Annotated in this window: 17 protein-coding genes; 8 read left to right on the top strand and 9 right to left on the bottom strand. The window is 60.6% G+C overall.

The genetic code is table 11. The annotated features are described in order from the left end of the window. Positions 1–18 precede the first annotated feature (18 nt). Entirely contained in the window at positions 19–678 is a 660-nt protein-coding gene (gene tenA, locus SYN65AY6A5_RS09150) for a thiaminase II (RefSeq protein ID WP_011429321.1), read from the top strand. A 32-nt stretch (positions 679–710) separates the two neighbouring features. Here tenA and SYN65AY6A5_RS09155 read toward each other — a convergent pair whose 3' ends face one another. The 4 genes from SYN65AY6A5_RS09155 to rpoB all read right to left on the bottom strand — a co-directional run bounded on the left by SYN65AY6A5_RS09155 (position 711) and on the right by rpoB (position 10,592). Beyond that, a complete protein-coding gene (locus SYN65AY6A5_RS09155; protein ID WP_011429320.1) occupies positions 711–1,229 on the bottom strand; it encodes a uracil-DNA glycosylase in 519 nt (172 codons plus the stop codon). Next, positions 1,210–5,118, bottom strand: coding sequence for a DNA-directed RNA polymerase subunit beta' (locus SYN65AY6A5_RS09160; protein ID WP_099884277.1), 3,909 nt, complete (start codon positions 5,116–5,118; stop codon positions 1,210–1,212). The genes SYN65AY6A5_RS09155 and SYN65AY6A5_RS09160 overlap by 20 nt, the downstream gene beginning before the upstream one ends. Positions 5,119–5,207: 89 nt before the next feature. After that, positions 5,208–7,091, bottom strand: a complete 1,884-nt coding sequence (locus SYN65AY6A5_RS09165; RefSeq protein WP_011429318.1) for a DNA-directed RNA polymerase subunit gamma — start codon at positions 7,089–7,091, stop codon at positions 5,208–5,210. Between the two features lie 99 nt (positions 7,092–7,190). After that, positions 7,191–10,592, bottom strand: a complete 3,402-nt coding sequence (gene rpoB / locus SYN65AY6A5_RS09170) for a DNA-directed RNA polymerase subunit beta (RefSeq protein ID WP_011429317.1) — start codon at positions 10,590–10,592, stop codon at positions 7,191–7,193. A gap of 582 nt (positions 10,593–11,174) precedes the next feature. On the opposite strand from rpoB, the gene SYN65AY6A5_RS09175 reads away from it, so the two are divergent. Then, positions 11,175–11,888 carry a biliverdin-producing heme oxygenase gene (locus tag SYN65AY6A5_RS09175; protein ID WP_099884279.1) on the top strand — a complete coding sequence of 238 codons (714 nt, stop codon included), beginning with the start codon at positions 11,175–11,177 and terminating at the stop codon, positions 11,886–11,888. Positions 11,889–11,973: 85 nt separating this feature from the next. On the opposite strand, the gene SYN65AY6A5_RS09180 is transcribed toward SYN65AY6A5_RS09175, so the two are convergent. Further along, a complete protein-coding gene (locus tag SYN65AY6A5_RS09180) occupies positions 11,974–12,504 on the bottom strand; it encodes a pentapeptide repeat-containing protein (RefSeq protein WP_099812490.1) in 531 nt (176 codons plus the stop codon). A 140-nt stretch (positions 12,505–12,644) separates the two neighbouring features. Here SYN65AY6A5_RS09180 and pyrR point away from each other — a divergent pair, with 140 nt between their 5' ends. From pyrR to SYN65AY6A5_RS09200, 4 genes are all read left to right on the top strand, one after another. Next, the gene (gene pyrR / locus SYN65AY6A5_RS09185; RefSeq protein WP_011429314.1) at positions 12,645–13,199 is read left to right on the top strand and encodes a bifunctional pyr operon transcriptional regulator/uracil phosphoribosyltransferase PyrR; all 555 of its coding nucleotides are present in this window, start codon (positions 12,645–12,647) and stop codon (positions 13,197–13,199) included. A 57-nt stretch (positions 13,200–13,256) separates the two neighbouring features. Continuing rightward, the gene (locus tag SYN65AY6A5_RS09190) at positions 13,257–14,216 is read left to right on the top strand and encodes a putative 2-dehydropantoate 2-reductase (RefSeq protein ID WP_011429313.1); all 960 of its coding nucleotides are present in this window, start codon (positions 13,257–13,259) and stop codon (positions 14,214–14,216) included. Between the two features lie 62 nt (positions 14,217–14,278). Next, positions 14,279–14,833 carry a metal-binding protein gene (locus SYN65AY6A5_RS09195; protein WP_011429312.1) on the top strand — a complete coding sequence of 185 codons (555 nt, stop codon included), beginning with the start codon at positions 14,279–14,281 and terminating at the stop codon, positions 14,831–14,833. Between the two features lie 104 nt (positions 14,834–14,937). Beyond that, positions 14,938–16,662 carry an ABC transporter ATP-binding protein gene (locus SYN65AY6A5_RS09200; protein WP_011429311.1) on the top strand — a complete coding sequence of 575 codons (1,725 nt, stop codon included), beginning with the start codon at positions 14,938–14,940 and terminating at the stop codon, positions 16,660–16,662. A 3-nt stretch (positions 16,663–16,665) separates the two neighbouring features. Here SYN65AY6A5_RS09200 and SYN65AY6A5_RS09205 read toward each other — a convergent pair whose 3' ends face one another. The 3 genes from SYN65AY6A5_RS09205 to SYN65AY6A5_RS09215 form a co-directional block, all read right to left on the bottom strand. Next, on the bottom strand, positions 16,666–17,577 hold the full coding sequence (locus SYN65AY6A5_RS09205; RefSeq protein WP_041438075.1) for a PfkB family carbohydrate kinase: 912 nt from the start codon (positions 17,575–17,577) through the stop codon (positions 16,666–16,668). A gap of 9 nt (positions 17,578–17,586) precedes the next feature. After that, positions 17,587–18,450: a M48 family metallopeptidase gene (locus tag SYN65AY6A5_RS09210; protein WP_011429309.1), complete on the bottom strand. Its 864-nt coding sequence runs from the start codon at positions 18,448–18,450 to the stop codon at positions 17,587–17,589. Between the two features lie 198 nt (positions 18,451–18,648). Then, positions 18,649–19,020, bottom strand: coding sequence for a hypothetical protein (locus tag SYN65AY6A5_RS09215; protein ID WP_143597300.1), 372 nt, complete (start codon positions 19,018–19,020; stop codon positions 18,649–18,651). A gap of 192 nt (positions 19,021–19,212) precedes the next feature. Between SYN65AY6A5_RS09215 and treY the strand changes: the two genes are divergently transcribed. Then, on the top strand, positions 19,213–22,014 hold the full coding sequence (gene treY, locus SYN65AY6A5_RS09220) for a malto-oligosyltrehalose synthase (protein ID WP_011429307.1): 2,802 nt from the start codon (positions 19,213–19,215) through the stop codon (positions 22,012–22,014). A 5-nt stretch (positions 22,015–22,019) separates the two neighbouring features. Here the strand turns inward: treY and tpiA are convergent, their stop codons facing one another. After that, positions 22,020–22,787, bottom strand: coding sequence for a triose-phosphate isomerase (gene tpiA, locus SYN65AY6A5_RS09225; RefSeq protein WP_011429306.1), 768 nt, complete (start codon positions 22,785–22,787; stop codon positions 22,020–22,022). A 196-nt stretch (positions 22,788–22,983) separates the two neighbouring features. On the opposite strand from tpiA, the gene SYN65AY6A5_RS09230 reads away from it, so the two are divergent. Next, positions 22,984–23,432 (top strand): IS607 family transposase (locus SYN65AY6A5_RS09230; protein ID WP_099884281.1); only part of this gene is annotated, 449 nt, incomplete at its 3' end.

Consider the following 23,432-nt stretch of genomic DNA (forward strand, 5'->3'; position numbering starts at 1 on the left):
CGCCGCGAGAGAGCCACCATGTCTCAATCTTTTACCGCCCACCTCTGGCAGACGATCGAGCCCATCTACCAACAGATCTTGGATCACCCCTTTAACCAAGAGCTGGCCGCAGGCAGCCTCTCGCGGCAGCGCTTTCAGTTCTATCTGCAGCAGGATGCTCTTTATCTCACCGATTTTGCCCGCGCCCTTGCCTTGATCGGGGCCCGTTCCGAGGGGGCTGAGCGGGTGGTGAGTTTCTTGAACTTTGCCCTGGGGGCCATTGTGGCCGAGCGCAGCCTGCACGAGAGTTACTTTCGCCTCTACGACATCCAGCCGGAGACAACCTACGCTCCTGCCTGCTTCGCCTACACCCGTTTTCTATTGGCTGCGGCTGCCTTGGATCCCTACGAGGTGGCCATGGCCGCTGTGCTGCCCTGCTTCTGGATTTACCGTGAGGTGGGATCCGCCATTTACCGCACCGCCAAGCCCAACAATCCTTATCAACAATGGATCGACACCTATGCCGGGGAAGAATTTGCCCAGGTGGTGCAACAGGCCCTGGACATCACCGACTCCTTGGCTACGCAGACCACAGCGGCGACGCGGGAGAAGATGACGGCTGCTTTTGTCACCGCCTCTCGCCTGGAATGGCTGTTCTGGGACAGCGCCTACCGCCTGGAAACCTGGCAGCCCGCCTGATCCCCGCCGGGCCTGGCGGCTCAGCAAGGTCGTCATGGCCATGGCATGTGGTTATGGTCCAACGCCAAGATGACCCGCACCTGGGTCAACAGCTCCAGCTCTTGTCTCAGATAGCCCAGGCAGGTCTTGGCTTCTGCGGCGGTGGGGCGGTTCTGCGGCGGCGCGCAGCGCATCACGGCTGAGATGTAGCAATCCCGCAATTGCAGGCCATCTTCCCGGTGCAGAGAGATGGGTTGATTGGCAAACCTGGCCCGGCGCAGAGCGCGAAATAGCCAATCCCCGCTGGGATCCCCCGTAAACACCCGCCCGGTGCGGTTGCCCCCATGGGCTGCCGGCGCCAAGCCGATCACCCACAGCCGCGCCTGCACATCCCCAAACCCCGGCACCGGTCGGCCCCAGTAGAGCTGGTCACAAAAACGGGCCACCTTTTGCTGGGCAACCGCCTCTCGCCAAGCCACCAGGCGGGGACAGCGGCGGCAAGCGACGATCTCAGCCTGTAGCGCCGCCCAGGGCTGGTGATCCGCCAACGCCTCACTCTTCTTCTCCCTCATCCTCCGTCGGCTCGTCAACGGGGGTGGAGTCGTCGATGAGCTGGTCGTCATCCAAGATCAGGCGAGGCGGCAGCTCTGGCAGCACAACAGGCTCCTCCTCTTCCTCCGGCTCCGGTTCTGGCGCCATCTCCTCGTAGGTGCTGAAGCCCGTGCCCGCCGGGATCAAGCGCCCGATGATCACGTTCTCCTTCAGGCCCCGCAGCCAGTCGGACTTGCCTTCGATGGCCGCCTCCGTCAGCACCCGCGTGGTCTCCTGGAAGCTGGCCGCCGAGATGAAGCTGTCGGTGTTCAAGCTGGCCTTGGTGATCCCCAGCAGAACGGGCGTGTACTTAGCCGGCGCCCCGCCGGTGATGGCCATGGTAGCGTTGGTCTGCTGGATTTCCCGCAGCTCCACCAGCTCGCCGGGCAACAGGACGGTGTCGCCGCTGTCGTCCACCCGCACCTTGGAGGTCATCTGGCGCACCACAATCTCGATGTGCTTGTCGGCAATCTCCACCCCTTGCGAGCGATAGACGTTCTGCACCTCGTTGACCAGGAAGCGCTGCACCTCCCGCAAGGCTAGCCGTGCCGCTTGGTCGTCGCCCAAGGTTTGGCGATGGTACTCAAAGTAAATCTCCAAGAGGTCGTGGGGGTTGGCCGGGCCGTCGGTCAGCGGATCCCCCACCTGTACCGGCTGGCCATCGACCACGATCAGGTTTTGCCCCGGCATCACCGAATACTCGGTAACCGTACCATCGGCTTCGATGACCCGCAGATCCGGCTCTTCTCCTCGCCAGCTCAGTTGCACCGTGCCGGGCCGCTTGGCCAGAACACACATTTCCTTGGGCTTGCGGGCCTCCAACAGCTCCTCGATCCGCGGCAGACCCTGGATGATGTCCCCCGTCTTGGCCCGCTCAAACACCAGGAGGGCCAAAGAATCCCCCCGCTGCACCAGATCCCCATCCCGCACCTGCAGAATGGCACCCGCCGACACCAAATAAGGCCGCGCCAACCGCAACACCACTTGGCCATCGGCGATCTGCATCACTTGCCCCGACTCGGGGGCAGGGATCCCCGGCGCCAGCTCGTCGCCGGCCCGCACCAGCGCTCCCACCTCGACGCTGGCTTGGCCCGTCAGAGGCACCGTCAGCAGGTCGTCGTCGGTAACCACCAGAACCCGTCGCACCACCTCCGCGCCCTGGCGGATCCCCTGCACGATCCCGGCTTTTTTGGCCTGAATCTCGGTGCGGGCGATAACACCCCCCCTGCCGATACTGTCTCCTTCGCTCACCAACAGCCGCGTGTGGGTACTCCCCTGGGTTAGATCCGCCTCCACGTCTCGGCGCAGCAGCAGGGTTTCCAAGATCACCAGTTGCAGGCGACGGATACTGGGATCCTTCTCATCTTGGATCAGTTCAATATCGGCCTTCAGTTGCGGGGCGTCGGTATCGATCTCCAGCACCAGTTGTGTGCGCAGCAGTTCTACCGGCCCCACCGACTTCACCCGCTCCCCATCCTTGAAGGGAACGCGCTGCACCGCCCGCAGGCGAATGGAGCGGCCAGACTCGCTGGTAGACTCTTGGCTGGGCACCACCGGCCGGTCGGGGATCTCGTACTCGTACACCGGGCGCAGCAGCAGGCCTGGCCCTTCAGGCGTCTCCACCTGCTCCAGATAGACCAATCGGTCAGGGACGATGCTGCTGAGCAGCTTCTGGCCCGGCTGGATTAGCGTGCCGGTGGGTATTTCCAGGTCGGCGGGGTCGTCCACCAGATGCAGGGATCCGGGCTTGATGACGATCTCCCGCAGGATGTCGTTTTTCTGGATAACCTCGACGACGCCAGCATTTTGGCAGAAGATGTCCTTCACCACCTCGGTGCCGGCTTCTACGTACTGGCCATCCTCCACGTTCAACAGGGAGATGTCCTTGTTCACCTCGTGGGTCTCCTCCGGGATCCACAGCAAGGTGCCGCCCCGGATGACCTCATAGCCCTGCTTCGCCTTGCCCCGCCGGGCCACCTCGACACCGGCAAACTTCACCAGGCCGCCCGTCTGGGTGCGGAAATTGTTCTCGATCAGCTCCGCCACTACCTCGTCGTTGCCCACTTTGGTGCCCGGCGTGGCCTTGAGGACAAAGGTCTGGCCGCTGGCCGTATCCAGCAAAAATTGCTCCCGGCCCTGGTGGGATTCCACCCGCACCCGCGCCTCGTGCAACACCACCGCGGCGTTGATGATCTCCACTTCGCGCCCACTTTTGGTGTCGCTGCGCTCCGGCAGCCGCACGATGCCGCCGTGCTCGGTTACCAGCGAGGTCTCAGCGATCACATCCCCCGCCTGCACCCGATCCCCGTTTTTCACCACCGGCTCGGCCCCCGGCGGCAGGTTGTATACCTGGCCGGACATCACCCAGATCAACCCTTGCCGCTGCGCGGTGCAGGTGGTGTTGCCCTGGCGGTCGGTTTTCTCCTCGATGGGCAGATCGGCAAAGCGAATTTCTCCAGCCAGGTCGGCCACCACCTCCTTCTGGGCTTTCTCGGTGCTCTTGCGCACGGCCTTGGCTACAGTCACTTCCGCAATCAACTGATCCCGCTGCACCTGGGCCCCGTCCCGCACCAGCAGAGTGGATCCCTGCGTCATGTCGAAGACTTCCCCTTGTCCGTCTGGCCCTTCCAGGACAATTTGGTTGTTCGCTTCTAGCTGCAGGGCATCGTCGCCGTGGCGGGTGCGGAAGGGGCGGGTGCGCAGATTTTTCGGGAACCGCACCACGCCAGCAAAGGGGGCGCGAATTTGGCGGGCCACCTCCCCGGTAAACACACCTCCCGTGTGGAAGGTGCGCATGGTTAACTGGGTGCCCGGCTCCCCAATCGATTGAGCGGCGATGATCCCGACCGCCTCCCCCAGATCCACCAGCCGGGAGTGGGCCAGGCTCCAGCCATAGCACATCCGGCACACCGATCGGTTGGCCTCGCAGGTGAGGGGAGAACGCACCATCACCTGCCGGATGCCGGCCTCCACAATGGCCTTGGCCAAGTCGTGATCCACCTCTTGGTTGCGGCGGGCAAGGATCTCCTGGGTTTGCGGGTGCACCACATCCCGCGCCAGCACCCGGCCCACCAGGCGCTCCTCCAGCGACACCACCACCTTGTCCGCATCCATCAGGGGTTCCAGCAGGATCCCTTGGTCGGTGCCGCAGTCGGATTCCCGCACGATCACATCCTGAGACACGTCCACCAAACGGCGGGTCAGGTAGCCAGAGTCGGCAGTGCGCAAAGCCGTGTCCACCAAGCCCTTGCGCGCCCCGTAGGAAGAGATGATGTATTCGGTAACCGTCAGGCCCTCGCGGAAATTGGTTTTAATCGGCAAGTCGATGATCTCCCCCTGCGGGTTGGCCATCAGGCCGCGCATGCCCACCAACTGCCGCACCTGCGAGACGTTCCCCCTCGCCCCCGAGTTGGCCATCATGTACACGGAGTTGAGGGGATCGTTCTGGCGGAAGTTGCTGAGCATCTCCTCCTTAATCTGGTCGTTGGTCTGGTTCCAGGTATCGATCACCTTTTGATAGCGCTCCACCTCGGTGATCTCGCCGCGGGTGTAGCGCTCCGTGGCCGCCTCGATCTCCGCTTCTGCCTGGGCCAACAACTGCCGCTTGCTGGGTGGAATGCGCAGATCCTCGATGCTGATGGAAACGGCAGCCTGGGTGGCGTATTTGAAGCCCAGGGCCTTCAGAGCATCCGCCATCTGAGCGGTGCGGGCGGTGCCGTAGCGAGCAAACGACCAGGCAATCAGATTGCGCAGCTCTTTTTTGCCGATTTGATAGTTGCGAAAGGGTACAGGGGGCGGCGGGGTCTTGGCCTTGGCGCCATCGGCGGCCTGCCGGACTAGACCGGCGGAAAAGCGTCCTTTTTCGCTCATAATGCCTCGGTGATAACTCTGACAGTTCTGGACAAGGGGGCAGGGATCCCAGCTACCCATCGACAAGGGCAACGTCCACAGGGGCAGCCTCAAGCAGACAAAATATCTTGCACCGTTTTGTTGAAGATGATCCGGCCCGCCGTGGTGCGAATGTATTGGCTGATCACGTTGCCGTCCCGATCCTCGCGGATGCGGCGGTAGTTGGTGATCTTGAGGCGGGTGCCGCCCGGCTCCTCGATAATCTGAGGCTCCGACTCTTTTTCCTCTTTGCCCAACTCCATCGGGCCGCTGTAGCGCACCCAGATTTTGCTGTGCAGGCCGATGACGCCGCGGTCGTAGGCGATGAGGGCGTCCTCCAGGCTGGCAAAATAACGATCGCCAAGGTCGGGGGCGTGGGGATTGTCCGCCGTCAGATAGTAGCACCCCAACACCATGTCTTGGCTGGGAGTAATAATCGGAGCGCCTGTGGCCGGGGAGAGGATGTTGTTGGTGGCCAACATCAGCAAGCGTGCCTCCGCCTGGGCTTCCAAGGAGAGAGGCACATGCACCGCCATCTGGTCGCCGTCGAAGTCGGCGTTGAAAGCCGGGCAGACCAAGGGGTGGAGCTGAATCGCCCTCCCCTCCACCAGGATCGGCTCAAAAGCCTGGATCCCGAGGCGGTGCAACGTTGGGGCACGGTTGAGCAAAACTGGGTGGCCGTCGATTACGTCCTCCAGCACGTCCCAAACCTGCGGGTCATTGCTCTGGATCAGCTTTTTGGCGGCTTTGATGTTGTTGACGATGCCCCGCTTGATCAACTTGTGGATCACAAAGGGCTGGAACAGCTCGATGGCCATCTCTTTGGGCAAGCCACACTGGTGCATGCGCAGGTTGGGCCCCACCACGATCACCGAACGCCCAGAGTAGTCCACCCGCTTGCCGAGCAGGTTTTGCCGGAAACGCCCCTGCTTGCCCTCAATGATATCGGAGAGGGACTTGAGGGGACGGTTGTTGGCCCCCACCACCATGCGCCCCCGCCGACCGTTGTCGATCAGGGCGTCCACCGCCTCCTGCAGCATACGCTTCTCGTTGCGCACGATGATCTCCGGCGCCATGATCTCCTGCAGCCGCGCCAGGCGGTTGTTGCGGTTGATCACCCGACGGTAGAGATCGTTGAGGTCGCTGGTGGCAAAGCGCCCCCCATCCAACTGCACCATCGGGCGCAGATCGGGCGGGATCACCGGCAGCACCCGCAGCACCATCCACTCTGGCCGGGCTCCCGTGGCGATGAAGTTGTCGATCACGCGCAGCCGCTTGATTAGGCGCGCCCGCTTCTGGCCGCGGGCGCTGGCGATCTCCTCCCGCAACTGCTCCGCCTCTTTTTCCAGGTCGATATCCTTGAGCAGGCGTTCGATGGCCTCCGCCCCGATCATGGCCCAGTTCTCCGGCAGTTGCAGCTCGGATCCCTCCTCGTACATCTGATCCTCGATCTCCAGGTATTGATCCTCGGTCAGCAACTGCTTGTAGGAGAGGTTGGGAGCGTTGCCCGGATCCACCACCACGTAGGCGTTGAAGTACACCACCTGCTCCACGTCCCGCAGCGGCATGTCCAACAGCGTGGCGATGTGGCTGGGGATCCCTTTCAGGTACCAAACGTGGGTGACCGGGGCGGCCAGTTTGATGTAGCCCATACGATGGCGGCGCACCCGCGACTCGGTCACCTCCACCCCACAGCGCTCGCAGACAATGCCGCGATGCCGCACTCGCTTGTACTTGCCGCAGTGACACTCCCAGTCCTTAACCGGCCCGAAGATGCGCTCACAGAAGAGACCATCCATCTCCGGCTTGAGGGTTCGGTAGTTGATGGTCTCCGGCTTGGTGACTTCTCCCACCACTTGGCCGTTGGGCAGGGTGCGCTGGCCCCACTCTATAATCCGCTCCGGAGAAGCCAGCCCAATCTTGACATAGTCAAAGCGTTGCTCCGTTTTGGCCATTGCCGTTGTTCTCCTGACTTGCTGCCCTAGCAACTACAAAGGAAGGGGAGAGGAACCCCACCCCTCCTCTCCTGAGCCGAATGGGATCCCTGGCATCAATCAAAAATCGTCCTCTTCCTCCCTGTCTTCGTCTTCCTCGCGGCTGCGCCTGGCTAAGGTAAAGGTTCCTCCTGCCGCTGGAGAAAGATCCTCGGATGTAACGGATTCATAAGTGGGCCGCGAGGGGGTGTGGCGGCTGGAGACATCGGCCATCAGATCCACCTCCACATCGCGGGTCTGGCCGTCGCTGTCCACCTCCACCTTATGGACAGACACGTCCAGGCAGAGGGACTGCAGCTCCCGCACCAACACCTTGAAAGATTCCGGCGTGCCGGGTCGAGGGATGGGCTTGCCCTTGACGATGGCGTTGAGGGCCTCGTTGCGCCCCACCATATCGTCCGACTTGACGGTGAGCAGCTCCTGCAAGATGTAGGCCGCTCCAAACGCCTCCAAAGCCCACACCTCCATCTCGCCAAAGCGCTGGCCACCCTGCTGCGCCTTACCCCCCAGGGGCTGCTGGGTTACCAGCGAGTAGGGACCGGTAGAGCGGGCGTGGATCTTGTCGTCCACCAAATGCACCAGCTTCAGCATGTAGGCACGGCCCACCGTAACCGGCTGGTCGAAAGGCTCGCCAGTGCGACCATCGAACACCTGGATCTTGCCGCAGTACTTGCCTTCTGGGTTGAAGATCCAGTCTTTGCCGGTTTTTTCACGGGCCTCCCGCAACTTGGCCTCCACCGTCAACCGCGAGGCTTCCAGGCCGTGCATCTCGTCGAAGGGCATCAGCTTAAAGCGCACCCCCAAGTGTTCTGCCGCCCAGCCCAGGAGGCACTCATACACCTGGCCCACATTCATGCGGGAGGGAACCCCCAAGGGGTTGAGCACCACATCCACCGGCGTGCCATCCGCCAGGTAGGGCATGTCCTCGATCGGCAAGATGCGGGAGATGATGCCCTTGTTGCCGTGACGGCCCGCGATCTTGTCCCCCACTTGAATTTTGCGCTTGAGGGCGATGTAAACCCGCACCACCATGTTGGCGCCCGGAGGCAGCTCGTCCCCCTGCTCGCGGGTAAAGATGCGTACATCCACCACCCGTCCGCGCTCGCCGTTGGGCACCCGCAGCGAGTTGTCGCGCACGTCGCGAGCTTTCTCGCCGAAAATGGCCCGCAACAGCCGCTCCTCTGGCGGTTGATCCGACTCCCCTTTGGGAGTGACCTTGCCCACCAAAATATCGCCGGCTTCCACCCAAGCCCCAATGCGCACAATGCCGTTTTCGTCCAGGTTGCGCAGGGCATCTTCCCCCACGTTGGGAATCTCGCGGGTGATCTCTTCCGGCCCTAGCTTGGTCTGCCGGGCTTCGATCTCGTACTTCTCGATGTGTACCGAGGTGAAGACATCATCGTAGACCAGCCGCTCGCTGATCAAGATGGCATCTTCGTAGTTGTAGCCCTCCCAGGGCATGTAGGCCACCAAGACGTTTTGGCCCAAGGCCAGCTCGCCTCCCTCGGTCGCCGGGCCGTCCGCCAGCACCTGCCCGGGCACCACCCGATCCCCCGCGTAGACAAGAGGGCGCTGGTTGAGACAGGTATCTTGGTTGGAGCGCTGGTACTTCTGCAAGCGGTAAACAATCGGATCCCCGCCGTCGTCTGGCCGCACCACGATTTCGTCGGCGGAAACATAGGTCACCACGCCACTGGTGCGCGACACCACCACCATGCCAGAGTCCCGCGCCGCCTGGGCTTCCAAACCCGTGCCCACATAAGGCCGATCCGGCTTGAGCAGGGGCACCGCCTGCCGCTGCATGTTCGCCCCCATCAGGGCGCGGTTGGCGTCGTCGTGCTCCAAAAAGGGGATCAAGGAGGTGGCCACCGAGATCAGTTGCACCGGCGACACCTGCACGTAGTGCACCTCGCTGGGGTGGGCGGTGGTAAATTCCTGGCGGTAGCGCACCGGCACCAAGTCGGCGGTGATGCGGCCTTCGGCATCCACCGGCACATCCCCCGGCGCCACGCGATACTCGTCCTCCTCGTCGGCGGTGAGGTAGACCATCCCCAGATCCTTGCGCACCACGCCGTTTTCGACCCGGTAGTAAGGGCTTTCGATGAAGCCGTACTGGTTGACGCGGGCGTGGGTGGCCAGGGATCCGATCAGCCCGGCGTTGGGGCCTTCCGGAGTTTCGATGGGGCAGATGCGCCCGTAGTGGCTGGGGTGGATATCCCGCACGGCAAAGCCGGCCCGCTCCCGGCTCAGGCCACCGGGGCCCAAGGCCGACAGCCGCCGCTTGTGGGTCAGCTCCGCCAGCGGGTTGGTCTGATCCATGAACTGGGAGAGCTGGCTGGAGCCGAAGAACTCCTTGATGGCCGCCACCAAGGGCTTGGGGTTAACCAGCGAGGCCGGGGTGAGGTTCTCTGACTCGGAGACCGTCATGCGCTCGCGGATGATCCGCTCCAGGCGGTTGAGGCCCACCCGTACTTGGTTTTGCAAGAGCTCGCCCACCGAGCGCACGCGGCGGTTGCCCAGGTGATCGATGTCGTCCACATGGCCGATGTCGTACTCCAAGTTAATCAGGTAGTCGATGACGGCCAAGATGTCCGTGACGGTGAGCACCCGCACATTTTCCGCCACGTTGAGATTGAGCTTTTTGTTGAGCTTGTAGCGCCCTACTCGGCCCAGGTCGTAGCGCTTGGGATCGAAGAAGCGGGATTCCAACAACTGCTGGCCGCCGGAGACGGTGGGAGGCTCGCCAGGCCGCAGCTTGCGGTACAGCTCCATCAGGGCCTCTTCTTCGCTGTAGTGCCCCTCTTTTTCCATGGTTTTTTGGAAAAATTCGGGGTGGCGCAGGCTGTCGTAGATCTCCGAGTCGCTCAGGCCCAAGGCCTTCAGCAGCACCGCCGCCGAGAGCTTGCGGGTTTTGTCGATGCGCACCCACACCAGGCCGTTTTTGTCGGTCTCAAACTTCAGCCAGGCGCCCCGGTTGGGGATGAGGCTGGCGCTGTAGGTGCGCCGACCGTTTTTGTCCAGCTCCGACTTGTAGTAGACGCCGGGGCTGCGCACGATTTGGTTGACGATCACCCGCTCGGCGCCGTTGATGATGAAGGTACCCCGATCCGTCATCAAAGGCAGCTCGCCGATGAAGACGTCCATGTCCTTGATCTCGCCCGTCTCTTTGTTAATCAGGCGAGTGGGCACCCGGATTTGCGCTTGGTAGGTAGCATCCCGTCGCTTAGCTTCCTCAGGGTCGTAGCGCGGCTTGTTGATCTTGTACCCTTTGGAGGGATCCCCAGGGCGGTACTCCGGCAGAAAGTGCAGCTCCAGCTTGCCTGTGTAATCGACGATAGGGGAAAAGCTGAGGAGCTCCTCTTCAAACCCTTCTCGCAAAAACCACAAAAAACTCTCCCGCTGAATCTCTACCAGGTCAGGCAAGGTAGGAGCGGCAGGGGATGGCACTGCTAATTGTGTCATGCGTTGCTCGGCAGGGGTTGCGCTGCAGTCAGGCCTCTAATTATAGAAACCCTGCCAACGATCGTCAACGAACGTTACAAGGGCCGAGGGACTGTCCGGATCCCGTGGGGGCGCACCTGGAAAATCTCGGCAAAACCGCTTGGGATCCCCTTTTGGCTGCCGGAGCAGGGACGATTCCCACCGTGCCTTAAGGATTGTTCACATCCATTCACACTCAGGCAGATTATTCTAATCTTTGACCGTTTTTACGGATCATCCGCTGCTCCAGCTCGGATTTCCGGTCGACCGTGGGGATCGGAGGGGTGGTTCTGACAGGCTCAGCCGGTCGCCAGGGTGGACGCGGCGCCGGTCTTTGTCGCTTTTGAGATGCACGCTGTTGATGCAGGCTAGGGGGCAAGACGCGGAGCCATCAATCATGAGAAAGGATCGGGAATGGGTTTACAAAGCTTCTCAGGCTGGGGGAACCTCGGGATGGCTTGCGGGTGATCTAATGAAGCACAGTTTGTTGGCGAGGAGGGTTTTGTGAGTCAAAGTCAGAACAATCAGAATAAAAAAAGTGATCTGTATAACCGGGACCACAGCTTGTCGGCCCAGTTGCGAGAGGGCACCAAGCAGTCCCACACCATGGCCGAGAACATGGCCTTTATCAAGTGTTTCCTGAAGGGAGTGGTGGATAAACGGGCCTACAGCCGCTACCTGGGCAATTTCTACTTTGTCTACAGCGCTTTGGAAGAAGGCTTTGCCCAACTGCGAGAGCACCCCCTGGTAGGCCGGCTCTACTACCCAGAGCTGTGGCGCAAGGCCAGCCTGGAGAAGGATTTAAATTATTTTGTCGGCCCCAATTGGCGTGCCGTGGTCAAGCCCTCTCCCGCTTGCCAGGTCTATGTCAACCGCATTCGAGAAGTGGTGGAAAAAGACCCGGTTCTGCTGATTGCCCACGCCTACACCCGCTACATCGGCGACCTCTCGGGCGGCCAGATCCTGAAAAACATCGCCCGCCGGGCCATGGGCCTGCCGCCGGGGGAAGGAACGGCCTTTTACGATTTCGAGCAGATCCCCCACGAGGGCAAGTTTAAGCAGCGCTACCGCGCCCAGTTGGACGCGCTGGAGCTGGATCAGGCCACCATCGAGCGCATTGTGGCGGAAGCCAACTACGCCTTCAAGCTCAACATGGACTTGTTCAAGGAATTGGAGGGCAATTGGCTGCTATCCATGGCCCGCTTGGCCTGGAACTCGCTTCTCAGCCAGTTTCGGCGCCCGTCCGCCCGCTCTGAGGCGGCTGCCCCCACCTCCTGAGCCACACCTCTTTGCGGCGAAACAGGGCGTTCCTGGCCTCCCCATCCCCCCTCTCCCTCAGGGGAGAGGGTCCGAGGGTGAGGGATTAGTCGCATCCGAGGGTGTCGCGGGTGGCCCGCCCGGTGACGGGGTTAACGCCGCTGGCCCGTTCGCAGAGGATGGCAAGGGCATCTTTGCGGATCAGGGCGTTGGTGAAATCCGCCCCCTCGATCTCGATCCCTTCCACCCGCGCCAGCCACATCATGCTGTCCTGCAGTTGGGCTTCCCGCAGGTCGGCACCTTGCAAATTGGCCATGTCCAAGGTGGCGCCGCGCAGATCGGCCCCCCGCAGGTTGGCTCTGCTGAGGTTGGCTCCAAACAGATTCGCCCCTGCCGCTTTGACATGGCTGAGATCGCTTTGTCGCAGGTTGGCCTTGAGAAATTTCCAGCCGCTCAGGTCTTGTCCGGCAAAGTTCGCCCCCTGCAGATCCCGCTTGCTGTAGTCTTCTGCCCAGGACGGGGATCCCAAGAGGGCGACACCCAGGCACAGGATCAGCCCGCAAAACACCGCACCCCGCAGGAAAGGGGTCAGCCAGGACAGTCTCACCAAACCAGAAGCCGGCCAAGCAACAGACATCGCAGATCCCTCCAGGAAACCTCCACGGCTTTGGGATTGCTCTTACTTTTATCCTACTGGATGGGGATCCCGCCGGTAGATTGGGCTAATTTGGGCTTTTATAAGCTGAGTCCCAACTGGCGAGGGGGGGACAGGGATCCATGTCCACAGTCGAGGTCTTCAATGCGCAGCAGATAGCGGAGCTGATCGACGCTCTGGCTACAGCAATTGCCAGGGATCACCCCCACCTGGACAGGCTGGTGTTGATCGGCATTCGCACTCGCGGCGTCCCCTTGGCCTACCGCCTGCGGGATCGCATCGCCACCGGCTTCGGGAGCCCACCGCAGGTAGGAGAGCTGGACATCACCTTCTTCCGAGACGACCTGGGCTCCGGCGGCCTGCGCACTCCCAATCGCAGCGAGCTGCCGCGGGATCTGACCGGCCAAGAAGTGGTGTTGGTGGACGATGTGCTCTTCCGGGGTCGCACCGTCCGTGCGGCTCTGGAGGCTCTCAACCACTTTGGGCGACCGGAGCAAGTGCGCCTGGCCGTGTTGATCGACCGCGGCCACCGCCAGTTTCCCATTCAACCAGACTACTGCGGTCACAAGCTAACCACGGCCCCTGAGCAGATCGTCAAAGTGCACCTGCGGGAAACCGACGGCGAGGAGCGGGTGTTGTTGATCGACGCCAAACTTGAGGAAAACAGCAGAGAGTGAGCCTGAGACGCCCCTGGGGTGCGGTATGGTGGGGATAATCTGCCGACTTTTGCCGCTATGGCTGTCTTGCCGGAAACCCGTCGCTACGCTGTCTTGGGCACAGGCGCCCTGGGAGGGTTTTACGGGGCAAAACTGCAACAGGCTGGCTTCACGGTGCATTTTCTCTTGCACAGCGACTACGACCACGTGCGCCAGAAAGGGCTGTGGGTAGAGTCCTGCTGGGGCGACTTTCACTTACCCCAGGTAAATGCCTACGCCGCCGTGGAGGAGATGCCCGTCTGCGAAGGGGTGATCGTGGCCCTGAAAGCTACCCAAAATCACCTCCTGCCACGGTTGCTGCCGCCTGTGCTGGCGGACAACGGCGTGGTGATCCTGCTGCAAAACGGCCTGGGGGCGGAGCCGGAGATTGCCAACTGGGTTGGCCCTGAGCGGGTGATCGGCGGGCTGTGCTTTATCAGCTCCAACAAAGTCGGCCCCGGCCACATCTGTCATCTGGATTATGGCTCGGTGCTGCTGGCGGAATACGGCCCCGGCTATGCGCCCCAGGGGATCACGCCTCGCCTTCAACAAGTTCAAGCAGATTTTCAGCGGGCCGGGATCCCGACCTCTCTTTCTCCGGATCTGATGTTGGCCCGCTGGCAGAAGTTGGTCTGGAACATTCCCTTCAACGGCCTCTCGGTGATCTTCAACGCCGATACCCAGCAAATGATCCGCGACCCTGAGGCCCGCGCTTTGGCGGAAACGCTGATGCACGAGGTGATCCAGGGGGCTGCCGCCTGTGGCCGCCACCTCCCGCAGACCCTGATCTCCGAGATGCTGGCCAGCACCGAGAAGATGGCCCCCTACCGAACCAGCATGAAGATCGACTACGAGCGCAAGCGTCCCCTGGAACTGGAGGCTATTTTTGCCAACCCGCTCCGCTATGCCCAGCAAGGCGGGATTCAGATGCCGCGGGTGGAGATGCTCTACCGGCAGTTGCAGGTGTTGGATCGCCTCAATCGAGGGATCCCGGCCTGAGGGCAAGCTTTTTCCTTCTCCTGCGGCTAGACTCAGCCGCAGCGGAGCGCTGCGCTGGCTTCATGCCTCTAGGATCCACCCACGATCGCATCACCCTCTGGACAGCTCCCGGCGTCACTTTGGCAGCCGGCCTGTTGGGCAACAGCGCTGCCGTAGCTCTGGCCGTGGGATCCGCCTATCTCTTCAGCGGCCTGATGTTTTCCGGGGATCTGGACACTGACTCTCGCCAGTATCGCCGCTGGCTGTTCCTGCGCTGGATTTGGCTCCCCTACCGCCGCTGCCTGCAACACCGCTCCTTCTGGTCCCACGGGCCGATCGTCGGCACTGCCCTGCGCGTGCTCTACCTGGGCCTGTGGGTGGCGGGGGTGGGCCTGCCGGGGGCTTGGCTGGGATCCCGCCTGGGCTGGTGGCAGTGGCGGCCCTGGGCCTGGCGCAACCACCTCTGGCAAGGGTTGCATGCGCACGCAGAGACGCTGCTTTGGGTGGGCATGGGGCTGGAGCTGGGTTCGCTGAACCACAGCCTCAGCGATTGCCTGGTCTCCCGCTGGCGACGTTGGCGCAGACGCCGTCGAAGAAGGGGATCCCCCCTTGCCAGGTATGGGCAAAAGTTAGGCTAGCCAGAGCCGTCTAAGAGACAACCCCGCTGGCCAGGGATCCCGGCAGCAGCTTGTGGCCCGATCCGGTAAGCTGAGTGGGGCAGAAGCCCTTTCTTCTGAGATCTGTGCATCCGGGTCGTAGCTATCGCCGCCTTTTTCCCTTCATTCGGCCCCACCTGTGGATGTTGCTGCTGGGGCTGGCCTGTACCCTTGGCTTTGTCCTCACTATGCCTGCCCTCGCCTACTTGATCGAGTGGGTGGCCCGCTCCATCGGCGCGGGGGATCTGGGGCAACTGCGGATCTTGGCCTTGATCGGGGTGGTGTTTTTTCTGGTGCGCGGCGCCTTCCAGTACGGCCAGGACACCCTTATGGCCAAGGCCTCTTTGCAAATGGTATTGGAATTGCGGCAACGGCTCTACGCCCATTTGCAGGGGTTGGATGTGGACTACTTTTCCGGCAGCCGCACCGGCGACCTGGTCTACCGCCTCACCGGCGATCTGGATCGGGTGGGCGAAGTGGTGCAGCGCTTTTTCCACCGCTTCATCCCCAGCGTGCTCACCATCTTGGCGGTAGTGGCCTACCTGTTCTACCTCAACGGCATCCTCACCTTGACCACCCTGGTGATTGCCCCCCTGATGGGCGCCTTGATCAGTTGGTTTGGGGAGCGGCTGCTGCTGCGCTCCCGCCTTAACCAGGAGAGCATGGCCGACCTGTCCTCCCTTCTGACGGAAGCCTTTGCCGGCATCAGCCTCACCCGCGCCTTTGCTGCCGAGGACTACGAGATCCGCCGCTTCAGCGCCATGGCCGAGAACAACCGCCTGGCCCGCTTCCAAACCGAACAGGTTAAAGCTATCCAAGACCCGGTGGTGGGCTTTCTGTACGCCATGAGCGTGTTGGGGGTGTTTTGGGTGGGGGGCTGGCAGATTAGCAAGGGCAACCTGACCGGCAGCCAGTTTCTTGGCTTTATTGCCGGGGTCGCCATGCTGATCGACCCCATTGTCCACATCACCAACAACTACAGCGAGCTGAAACAGGGGGAAGCCTCGGTGGAGCGGATCTTCGAGCTCTTGGATACCCGCTCCCGCGTGCGGGAGCTGCCCGGCGCCCGCCCCATGCCGCCCATTGAAGGCTGGGTGGAGTTCGAGCAGGTTTCCTTTGCCTACAAACCAGATCAGCCGGTGCTCAAACAGATCAGCTTCCAGGTGGCCCCCGGCGAGATTGTCGCCCTGGTGGGATCCTCCGGCGCCGGCAAATCCACCCTGGTCAACCTGATCCCGCGCTTCTACGATCCCCAGGAAGGCTGCATCCGCATCGACGGCATCGACATCCGCACCGTCACCCTCAAGAGCTTGCGCCGCCAGATCGGCATCGTGCCCCAGGAGATTACCCTGTTTTCCGGCACCATCGCCAGCAACATCGCCTACGGCCAAGAGGACTTTGACCTGGAAGCAGTGCGGCAGGCGGCCCGCGTGGCCAACATCGACAGTTTCATCGAGAGCCTGCCCGATGGCTACGCCACCCGTGTTGGAGAACGCGGAGTTACCCTCTCCGGCGGCCAGCGGCAGCGGTTGGCCATTGCCCGCGCCGTGTTGCTCAACCCCAAGATCTTGATCCTGGACGAGGCCACCTCTGCTTTGGATAACGAGTCTGAGGCCTTGGTGCAGGAAGCTCTGCAGCGGTTGATGCAGCGCTGCACGGTTTTTGTGATCGCCCACCGCCTTTCTACGGTGCGCAGCGCCCATCGCATTTTCGTCCTCGAGCAGGGGCAACTGTTGGAGGAGGGCAATCATCGCGAGTTGCTGAGCAAGGGGGGGCGCTACGCCCAGTTCCACTGGCGCCAGTTCCAGTAGCTTCTACAGCCCCCACGCTTGCCGGAAGGGGCGATAGAACGCCGGATCTGGGGGGGCGCCCCCCGCAACTCCACAGATGGCCGCCGCAAACTCCACCGCCCGTTGCAGCAACACCGCCTCCGGCCATCCTTGCAGCAGGCCCAGGATGGCCACCGCGCTAAACCCATCCCCTGCCCCCACCGTATCCACCAGCCGCGGCACCGGCACCGGCTCCCCCCGATACACCCCCCTACCGGTGAACAGGAATGCACCTGCCGCCCCCAGCGTTAGGAACAAGCCCCTCAGGTTCAACCGCGCCCGCAAGGCCTGCCCCTGTTCCTCCACCTTGCCGGCGGGGATGCTTTCTAACTGCACCACCTGCTCCAGCTCCTCTTGGTTCAGCTTCAGCCAAGCGCAGGTGCGCAGCATTTCCCGGACGGGGCCTGGGCGCCACCAGGGATCCCGCAGATTGAGGTCCAAAAACACCGGACAGCCCAAAGTGGGAAGGGTCTCCTGAAAATGGCGATGGGCTGCTTCTCGACGCGCCGCCAAGCTGCCCCGGTAGATCAGGCTGGGGCGGAGGGCTTGCAGAGCTGCCCTGTCCAACTGGATGTAGTCGTAGGCTTGGTCGGGCAAGATGGCGAAGGTCGGAATCCCCTCCCCATCCAGCGTGACCCGGACTTGGCCGGTGGGGTGAAGCGGATCCCGCTGCAGCCCTTCCAGACGCAGCCCCTGCCGCCGCAGCGCCGCCAACAACTGTTCTGCCGCCTCATCTTGGCCGACGCGGCTGAGCAAGACGGGATCGGATCCTAGCCCTTTGAGGTTCCAAGCCACATTCAAAGCCGCACCGCCCAGCACCACCTTGTCTGGGAAACAATCGAAAAGGGTCTCCCCCACAATCAGGGGGAGGCCAGAGGTCACTCCGAGGGAAGCCATCCTGGCCTCTCAGGCAGCAGTCGAGCCGTGCTGCTCCAAAATTTGCCGGTAAGTGTTGCTGCGGAACCAGCGCTCAATTTCCCGAGCTCGCAGCACCGGCAGCGGGTGGGTGCGCCCAATGGTCTGCATCTGCTTCAGCTCAAGCTGCCAGAGATCGTCGTCCAGCTCCTCGTAGGTGCGGGCCTGCTCCAGAAAAGCATCCACATTGAGCTTGGCGGCCAACTGCGGCGAGCCGCCGCACAGCTTCATTAGCACCGAGATCACCGTTCTTGCGTCCTGGGTAACCAGCAGCGCCGCCCGGTCGCAGGTAAACTCGGCACAGCGCAGCCAGTGCAGCAGTTGATCTTGCAGCGCTTGATAGAAGAGCCCACCGAAGGGGAGCAAACTGGTCGAGAGCATGAGAAGGTTGGCCATCGTCAAGTAGACGCCGTGGTTGCACTTGAGGTGGCCCAGCTCGTGGGCGATCACGGCTTGAATTTCCGGCGGCTCCAGCAAGTCCAGCAGGGAGCTGTGCAGGACGATAAAGGGCTTTTTCCCCTGCATGGCAAAAGTGTAAGCGTTGGGCACGGGATTTTGGCGCACGTAGAGCTGGGGCACTTCCAGATCTAGAATGCGACAGGCCTGCACCAGAAGCTGGTGAATTTCCGGCAACTGGTGCTCGTTGATTTGAATGCTCGAGGCGATGTTATCCAGATAAAAGATCTCCCCTGCCGTCGAGCCGAGCAAATTCTGAATCAGCAGGCCCAGCCCCGGCACCTGCTGCAGAGAGCGGGTTGCCTGCAGATCCACAGGATGGCGAAAATGGTCAGCCCGCAGGCCCAACAGGATGCGGGGCTGGCGGGGAAGGGTTGGCGTGGATGGTGTAGAGGACATAGGAGGCCGTAGAAAAACGCTTAGGGTCGCAACTCGTAGGGCACAAACTGAGGCAGGCGGTTTAACAAAAATAGCCGCTCCGGCGGGGGATCCGGCAGCACCGGCTGATAGGAAAACCCCAGGGGATCCTCCCCAAAAGGGATCTGCCAATAAACGACATGATTCCCGATGCACGGTCCACCGGTAACCAGCCGCCCATTATCGGCGATAGAGCCGCTGCTGGCTCTCCGCCGAGTCTAGGGTCTTCTGTAGCCGTCGCGCCAAATCCGCCGGTTGAGAAGTGGCGTAGGCCTCTGCATCCACCGGCGTCACTGTCGACGGCAGTTGCCCATTGAGAAGAGTATGGGCTGGCAGAGGAGCCACCAAGGGATCCGGAGTGGGAGGAGCAGGGATCTCCAAACCGACCTGGGGCTGGGAGCTGCTGGCCTGCAGCAAAATCTCCTCCAGACGTTGCTGCACCAGACGCAGATGGGCAGAGGCAGCGGGAGTGGGCAGGGTGAAAACCGGTTCGTCCCCCACCCGCAACTCCCCTTGGGCAAAGCTCAGGTCGCTCCCAGAAGTGCCGCTCAAGAGAAAAATCGTTGCCCATCTCGCCGCCGCCTGGTTTAGCATCGTTGCTTGCCCTTTGGCGCTCTTGTGCCCCTGAACACCTATCTAGGGTTTTGCCGATCTTTATGCGGGACCTCCCGATCTTAGCCGCTACCCTGGAAACATCCCTTCTGGTCATGGGCTGAGCCACCTTGTCGTCGTTTTGAGGTCGTCATGCGGATCCCGACTTCCACCTATCGCATTCAGTTTCACGCTGGATTTGACTTCGAGGCAGCGCGGCAAATTGTCCCCTACCTGAAGTTGCTGGGCATCAGCGATCTATATGCTTCCCCCATCTTTCAGGCCCGCAAGGGCAGCACCCATGGCTACGACGTCGTGGATCCCAGGCAGATCAACGTGGAGTTAGGGGGGAGTGAAAAGTTTGAACTCTTGTGGGAAACCCTCAACCAGCAGGGAATCGGCTGGATCCAAGACATCGTGCCCAACCACATGGCCTACGACGGCCAAAACCAAATGCTGATGGATGTTTTGGAAAGCGGGCCTAACTCAGACTTTATCGACTACTTTGACGTGAATTGGGATCACTCCTATCTGGGGATCAAGGGCAGAATCCTTGCTCCCTTCCTGGGCGACTTCTACAACAAGTGCCTGGAGTCAGGCCAGATTCAGCTACGCTATGATGCCGACGGCCTGAGCATTAACTACTACAACTTAAGATTTCCTCTCAATATTGACACCTATGCCGATGTTTTTACCTATAACCTGGGCAAGTTGCGGCGGAAACTAGGGCGCAGCCACCCCGACTATGTCAAACTACTCGGGATCCTCTTCAGCCTCAAGTTTATTCCTAGCAAAGAGGATCTCCTAGAGCGCACGGATCAAATTAGCTTTGCCAAGCACTCCCTCTGGGAGCTCTACACCTCTAGCCCGCATATTCAAAGCTTCTTTGACGAGAACATCGCCATCTTCAACGGCAAGCCCGGGGATCCCTCCAGCTTTGACTTGTTGGACAGCCTTTTGGCACGGCAAAACTTTCGCCTCTCCTTTTGGAAGGTGGGTGCTGAGGAGATTAATTATCGTCGTTTTTTTACCATCAACGATCTGATCTCGCTGCGGATGGAAGATCGCGAAGTATTTCGCAAAACGCATCAGCTCATTCTCAAGCTCGCAGAACAGGGGCGCTTCACAGGTTTACGCATCGACCACATCGATGGCCTATTTAACCCAGAGGAGTATCTCCACCGTCTGCGAGAACGCTGTCCAGATCTCTACATTGTGGTAGAAAAAATACTAGAAGCTAATGAGAAGCTACCTCAGCAATGGCCAGTTCAAGGCACAACGGGTTACGACTTTTTAGCTAAGCTTAATGGCATCTTTTGCCAATCGGAGAATGCAGAAGCCTTCAGTGCTCTTTATCAAGATTTCACCAACCTGCAACAGTCACCAGAACAGGTTATCGAAGATAAAAAACGGCTGATTATCGAGCGCAACCTGGCAGGGGACATGGACAACCTTGCTTTTTTGCTCAAGCAGATTACCAGCCATCACCGCTATGCCAATGACTTCACCCTCTACAGCTTGCGCCGAGCCTTGGCAGAGGTTTTGGTGTGTTTCCCAGTTTACCGAGTCTACATCCACGAAGGGATCCTCAGCTCAGAAGGTCAACAGGCCGTCCGCCAAGCTGTAGAGAAAGCTAAGGAGAACCTGCCCATTTTGGTTAACGAGCTGAATTTCCTGCAGCGCTTTCTCTGCCTTGAGTTCCCCGAAAACGTCTCAGAGGAAGAGAAAAACGAGCAAATCTACTTTGCCATGCGGCTGCAACAGTTGGCTGGCCCTCTCATGGCCAAAGGGGTAGAGGATACGGCCTTCTACGTTTACAACAGGCTGCTATCCCTGAACGAAGTAGGTGGGGATCTATATCGTTTTGGCATTTCTGTCCAAGAGTTCCATCGCTTTAACCAAGAACGAGCAGCCCAGTGGCCCTTCTCAATGAATGCTTCCTCCACCCATGACACCAAACGCGGCGAGGATGTGCGGGCCCGCCTAAATGTGCTCTCGGAACTCCCCGCTGAATGGGAGAAGCACATTAAACTCTGGCATGAGTTGAATCTTGGCTACAAAGTTCGCAGCAAGCAAGCGAAGCGTTCGGAGCTGCCCGATCGCAACGACGAGTATTTTCTTTATCAGACTTTGATCGGCTCCTATCCTTTTCAACCAGAGGAAGTTCCTACCTTTATCCAGCGAGTTAAAGACTACGCCATTAAAGCAGTTCGGGAAGCTAAGGTTCATACTGCTTGGCTTCGCCCCGATACCGAATACGAAGAAGCTACCCTTGCTTTCATCGATCAGATCCTGCGGCCCTCAAGCCCCTTCTTGGAGTCTTTCCTGCCCTTTCAGCGCAAAATTGCCCACTTTGGCATCTTTAACTCTCTCTCTCAAACCCTGCTGAAGCTCACCAGCCCTGGGATCCCGGATATCTACCAGGGCACGGAGCTGTGGGATCTCAGCATGGTCGATCCCGACAATCGTCGGCCTGTGGACTTTTCCCGCCGCCTGGCTTACCTCGAAGAAATTCAACGGCGAATCAAGCAGGATCCCCTGCAACTTATCCAAGATCTTCTGCTTCACCGCCACGACGGCCGCATTAAGCTGTTTCTCATCCATCAGGTGCTAAAGGCCCGTCAGGAACAGCCGCAGCTATTTCTGGAAGGCAGTTATATTCCCCTGCAGGTGAGCGGCTCCTATGCCAACCATGTCATTGCTTTTGCCCGTCAGCACGACAAACAAGTCGTCCTGGTGGTGGCGCCCCGCTTCCTAACCTCCCTAATTTACCAGACGCAGGATCCCTTGGGGGACGCTGTTTGGAAAGACACAGAAATTCAGCTGCCGCGCTGGAAGCGGCTGGAGTGGGTCAATGGCCTCACCCAAGAAGGGATCCCTGCCGGCGACACCTTGTCGGTGGGCGCCATCCTCAAGTCTTTTCCCGTGGCTCTACTGTGGGGGCAATCTCGCTGAGGAACCTAGGGAGCCGCTGCTGCGGCAGGAGTCAGGGCCTGGAAGTTGACAATGCGGGCAAACTCTTGGGGATCGAGGCTGGCCCCTCCCACCAGTACACCGTCAATCTGCGGCTGGGCCATCAGCTCGTCGATGTTGCTGGCTTTGACCGAGCCACCGTAGAGGATGGGCAGGTGGTCGGCGCCCAGATGCTGGCGGATAAGGCCGATGACGCGGTTGGCCTCGGCGGCTGCACAGGTTTTCCCCGTGCCAATGGCCCAGATTGGCTCGTAGGCAATCACGAGGTTGCGCAGATCGATCCCCGGCAAGGCGCGATCCAACTGTCCCACAATCCAAGACTCGGTCAGGCCTTGCTCCCGCTGTTGCAAGCTTTCCCCCACACAGAGGATGGGGGTGAGCCCGTGCCGCTGGGCCGCGGCCAAGCGCCGGTTGACGGTTTCATCGGTTTCGCCAAAGTACTGCCGCCGTTCGCTGTGGCCGACGATAACGTAGCGCACCCCCAGCTCTGCCAGCATGGGGCCGGAGATCTCTCCCGTAAACGCCCCTTGATCCTCCCAGTGCAGGTTCTGGGCTCCCACAGCCATGCCGGATCCCCGCGTTTCTTCTACCACCACGGCCAGGTCTGTGAAGGGCACGCAGAGAATGATCTGCCGCTGCGGCCTCACCCCTGCAGACGAGGCTTGCAGGGCTGGACGAAACTCGCGCAGAAACTGGCGAGCCTCAGCCTGAGTCTTGTGCATTTTCCAGTTGCCGGCAATGAGGATGGGGCGCAAGATGGATCCTCCCTAAGCGACACAACGATGTAGTCAACCGCTGGGATCCCGAGCCTGGGGGATCCCGAGCTTTTTTCGTATGTCACAGTGTATCAGCAAGAGGTTTCAGAAGAGGGCGAGGGAGCATGACTCTAGTCAATGATATGCTGGACTATACTGAAAATAATGTACAATATGTTCAGTATGGCTGCTTGGTATGGCTAGGTATGTAAAACCGAGAGAAGCGGCGGATTATTTTGGGGTGTGTCTCCACACCTTGAGGCGATGGGAACAGAAAGGCTGGATCAAAGCAATACGTACTCCATCTGGTAGGGCAAGAAGGTATGACCTCGACAGCTACATCAGAACGCCAAAGAAAGCCAAACGAGTCGTTTTGTACGCCCGAGTCAGCAGTCGAGGGCAGAAACCAGACTTGGAGAGACAGATTGCAAGACTGGTTGACCTCTATCCTGGAGCCGAAGTGGTCGGAGAGGTTGGCGGCGGTCTCAACTTCAAAAGACCAAAGTTCCTTGCCTTATTGGAACGAGTTCGTGCGGGAGATGTCGGAACAATTGTGGTCGCTCACCGGGATCGACTCTGCCGGTTTGGATTTGAGTTCGTTGAGTGGTACTGCCGTCAATACGGGTGCGAAATCTTGGTTCTCGA

This window comes from Synechococcus sp. 65AY6A5 (assembly GCF_002760415.1).
Taxonomy (GTDB): Bacteria; Cyanobacteriota; Cyanobacteriia; order Thermostichales; family Thermostichaceae; genus Thermostichus.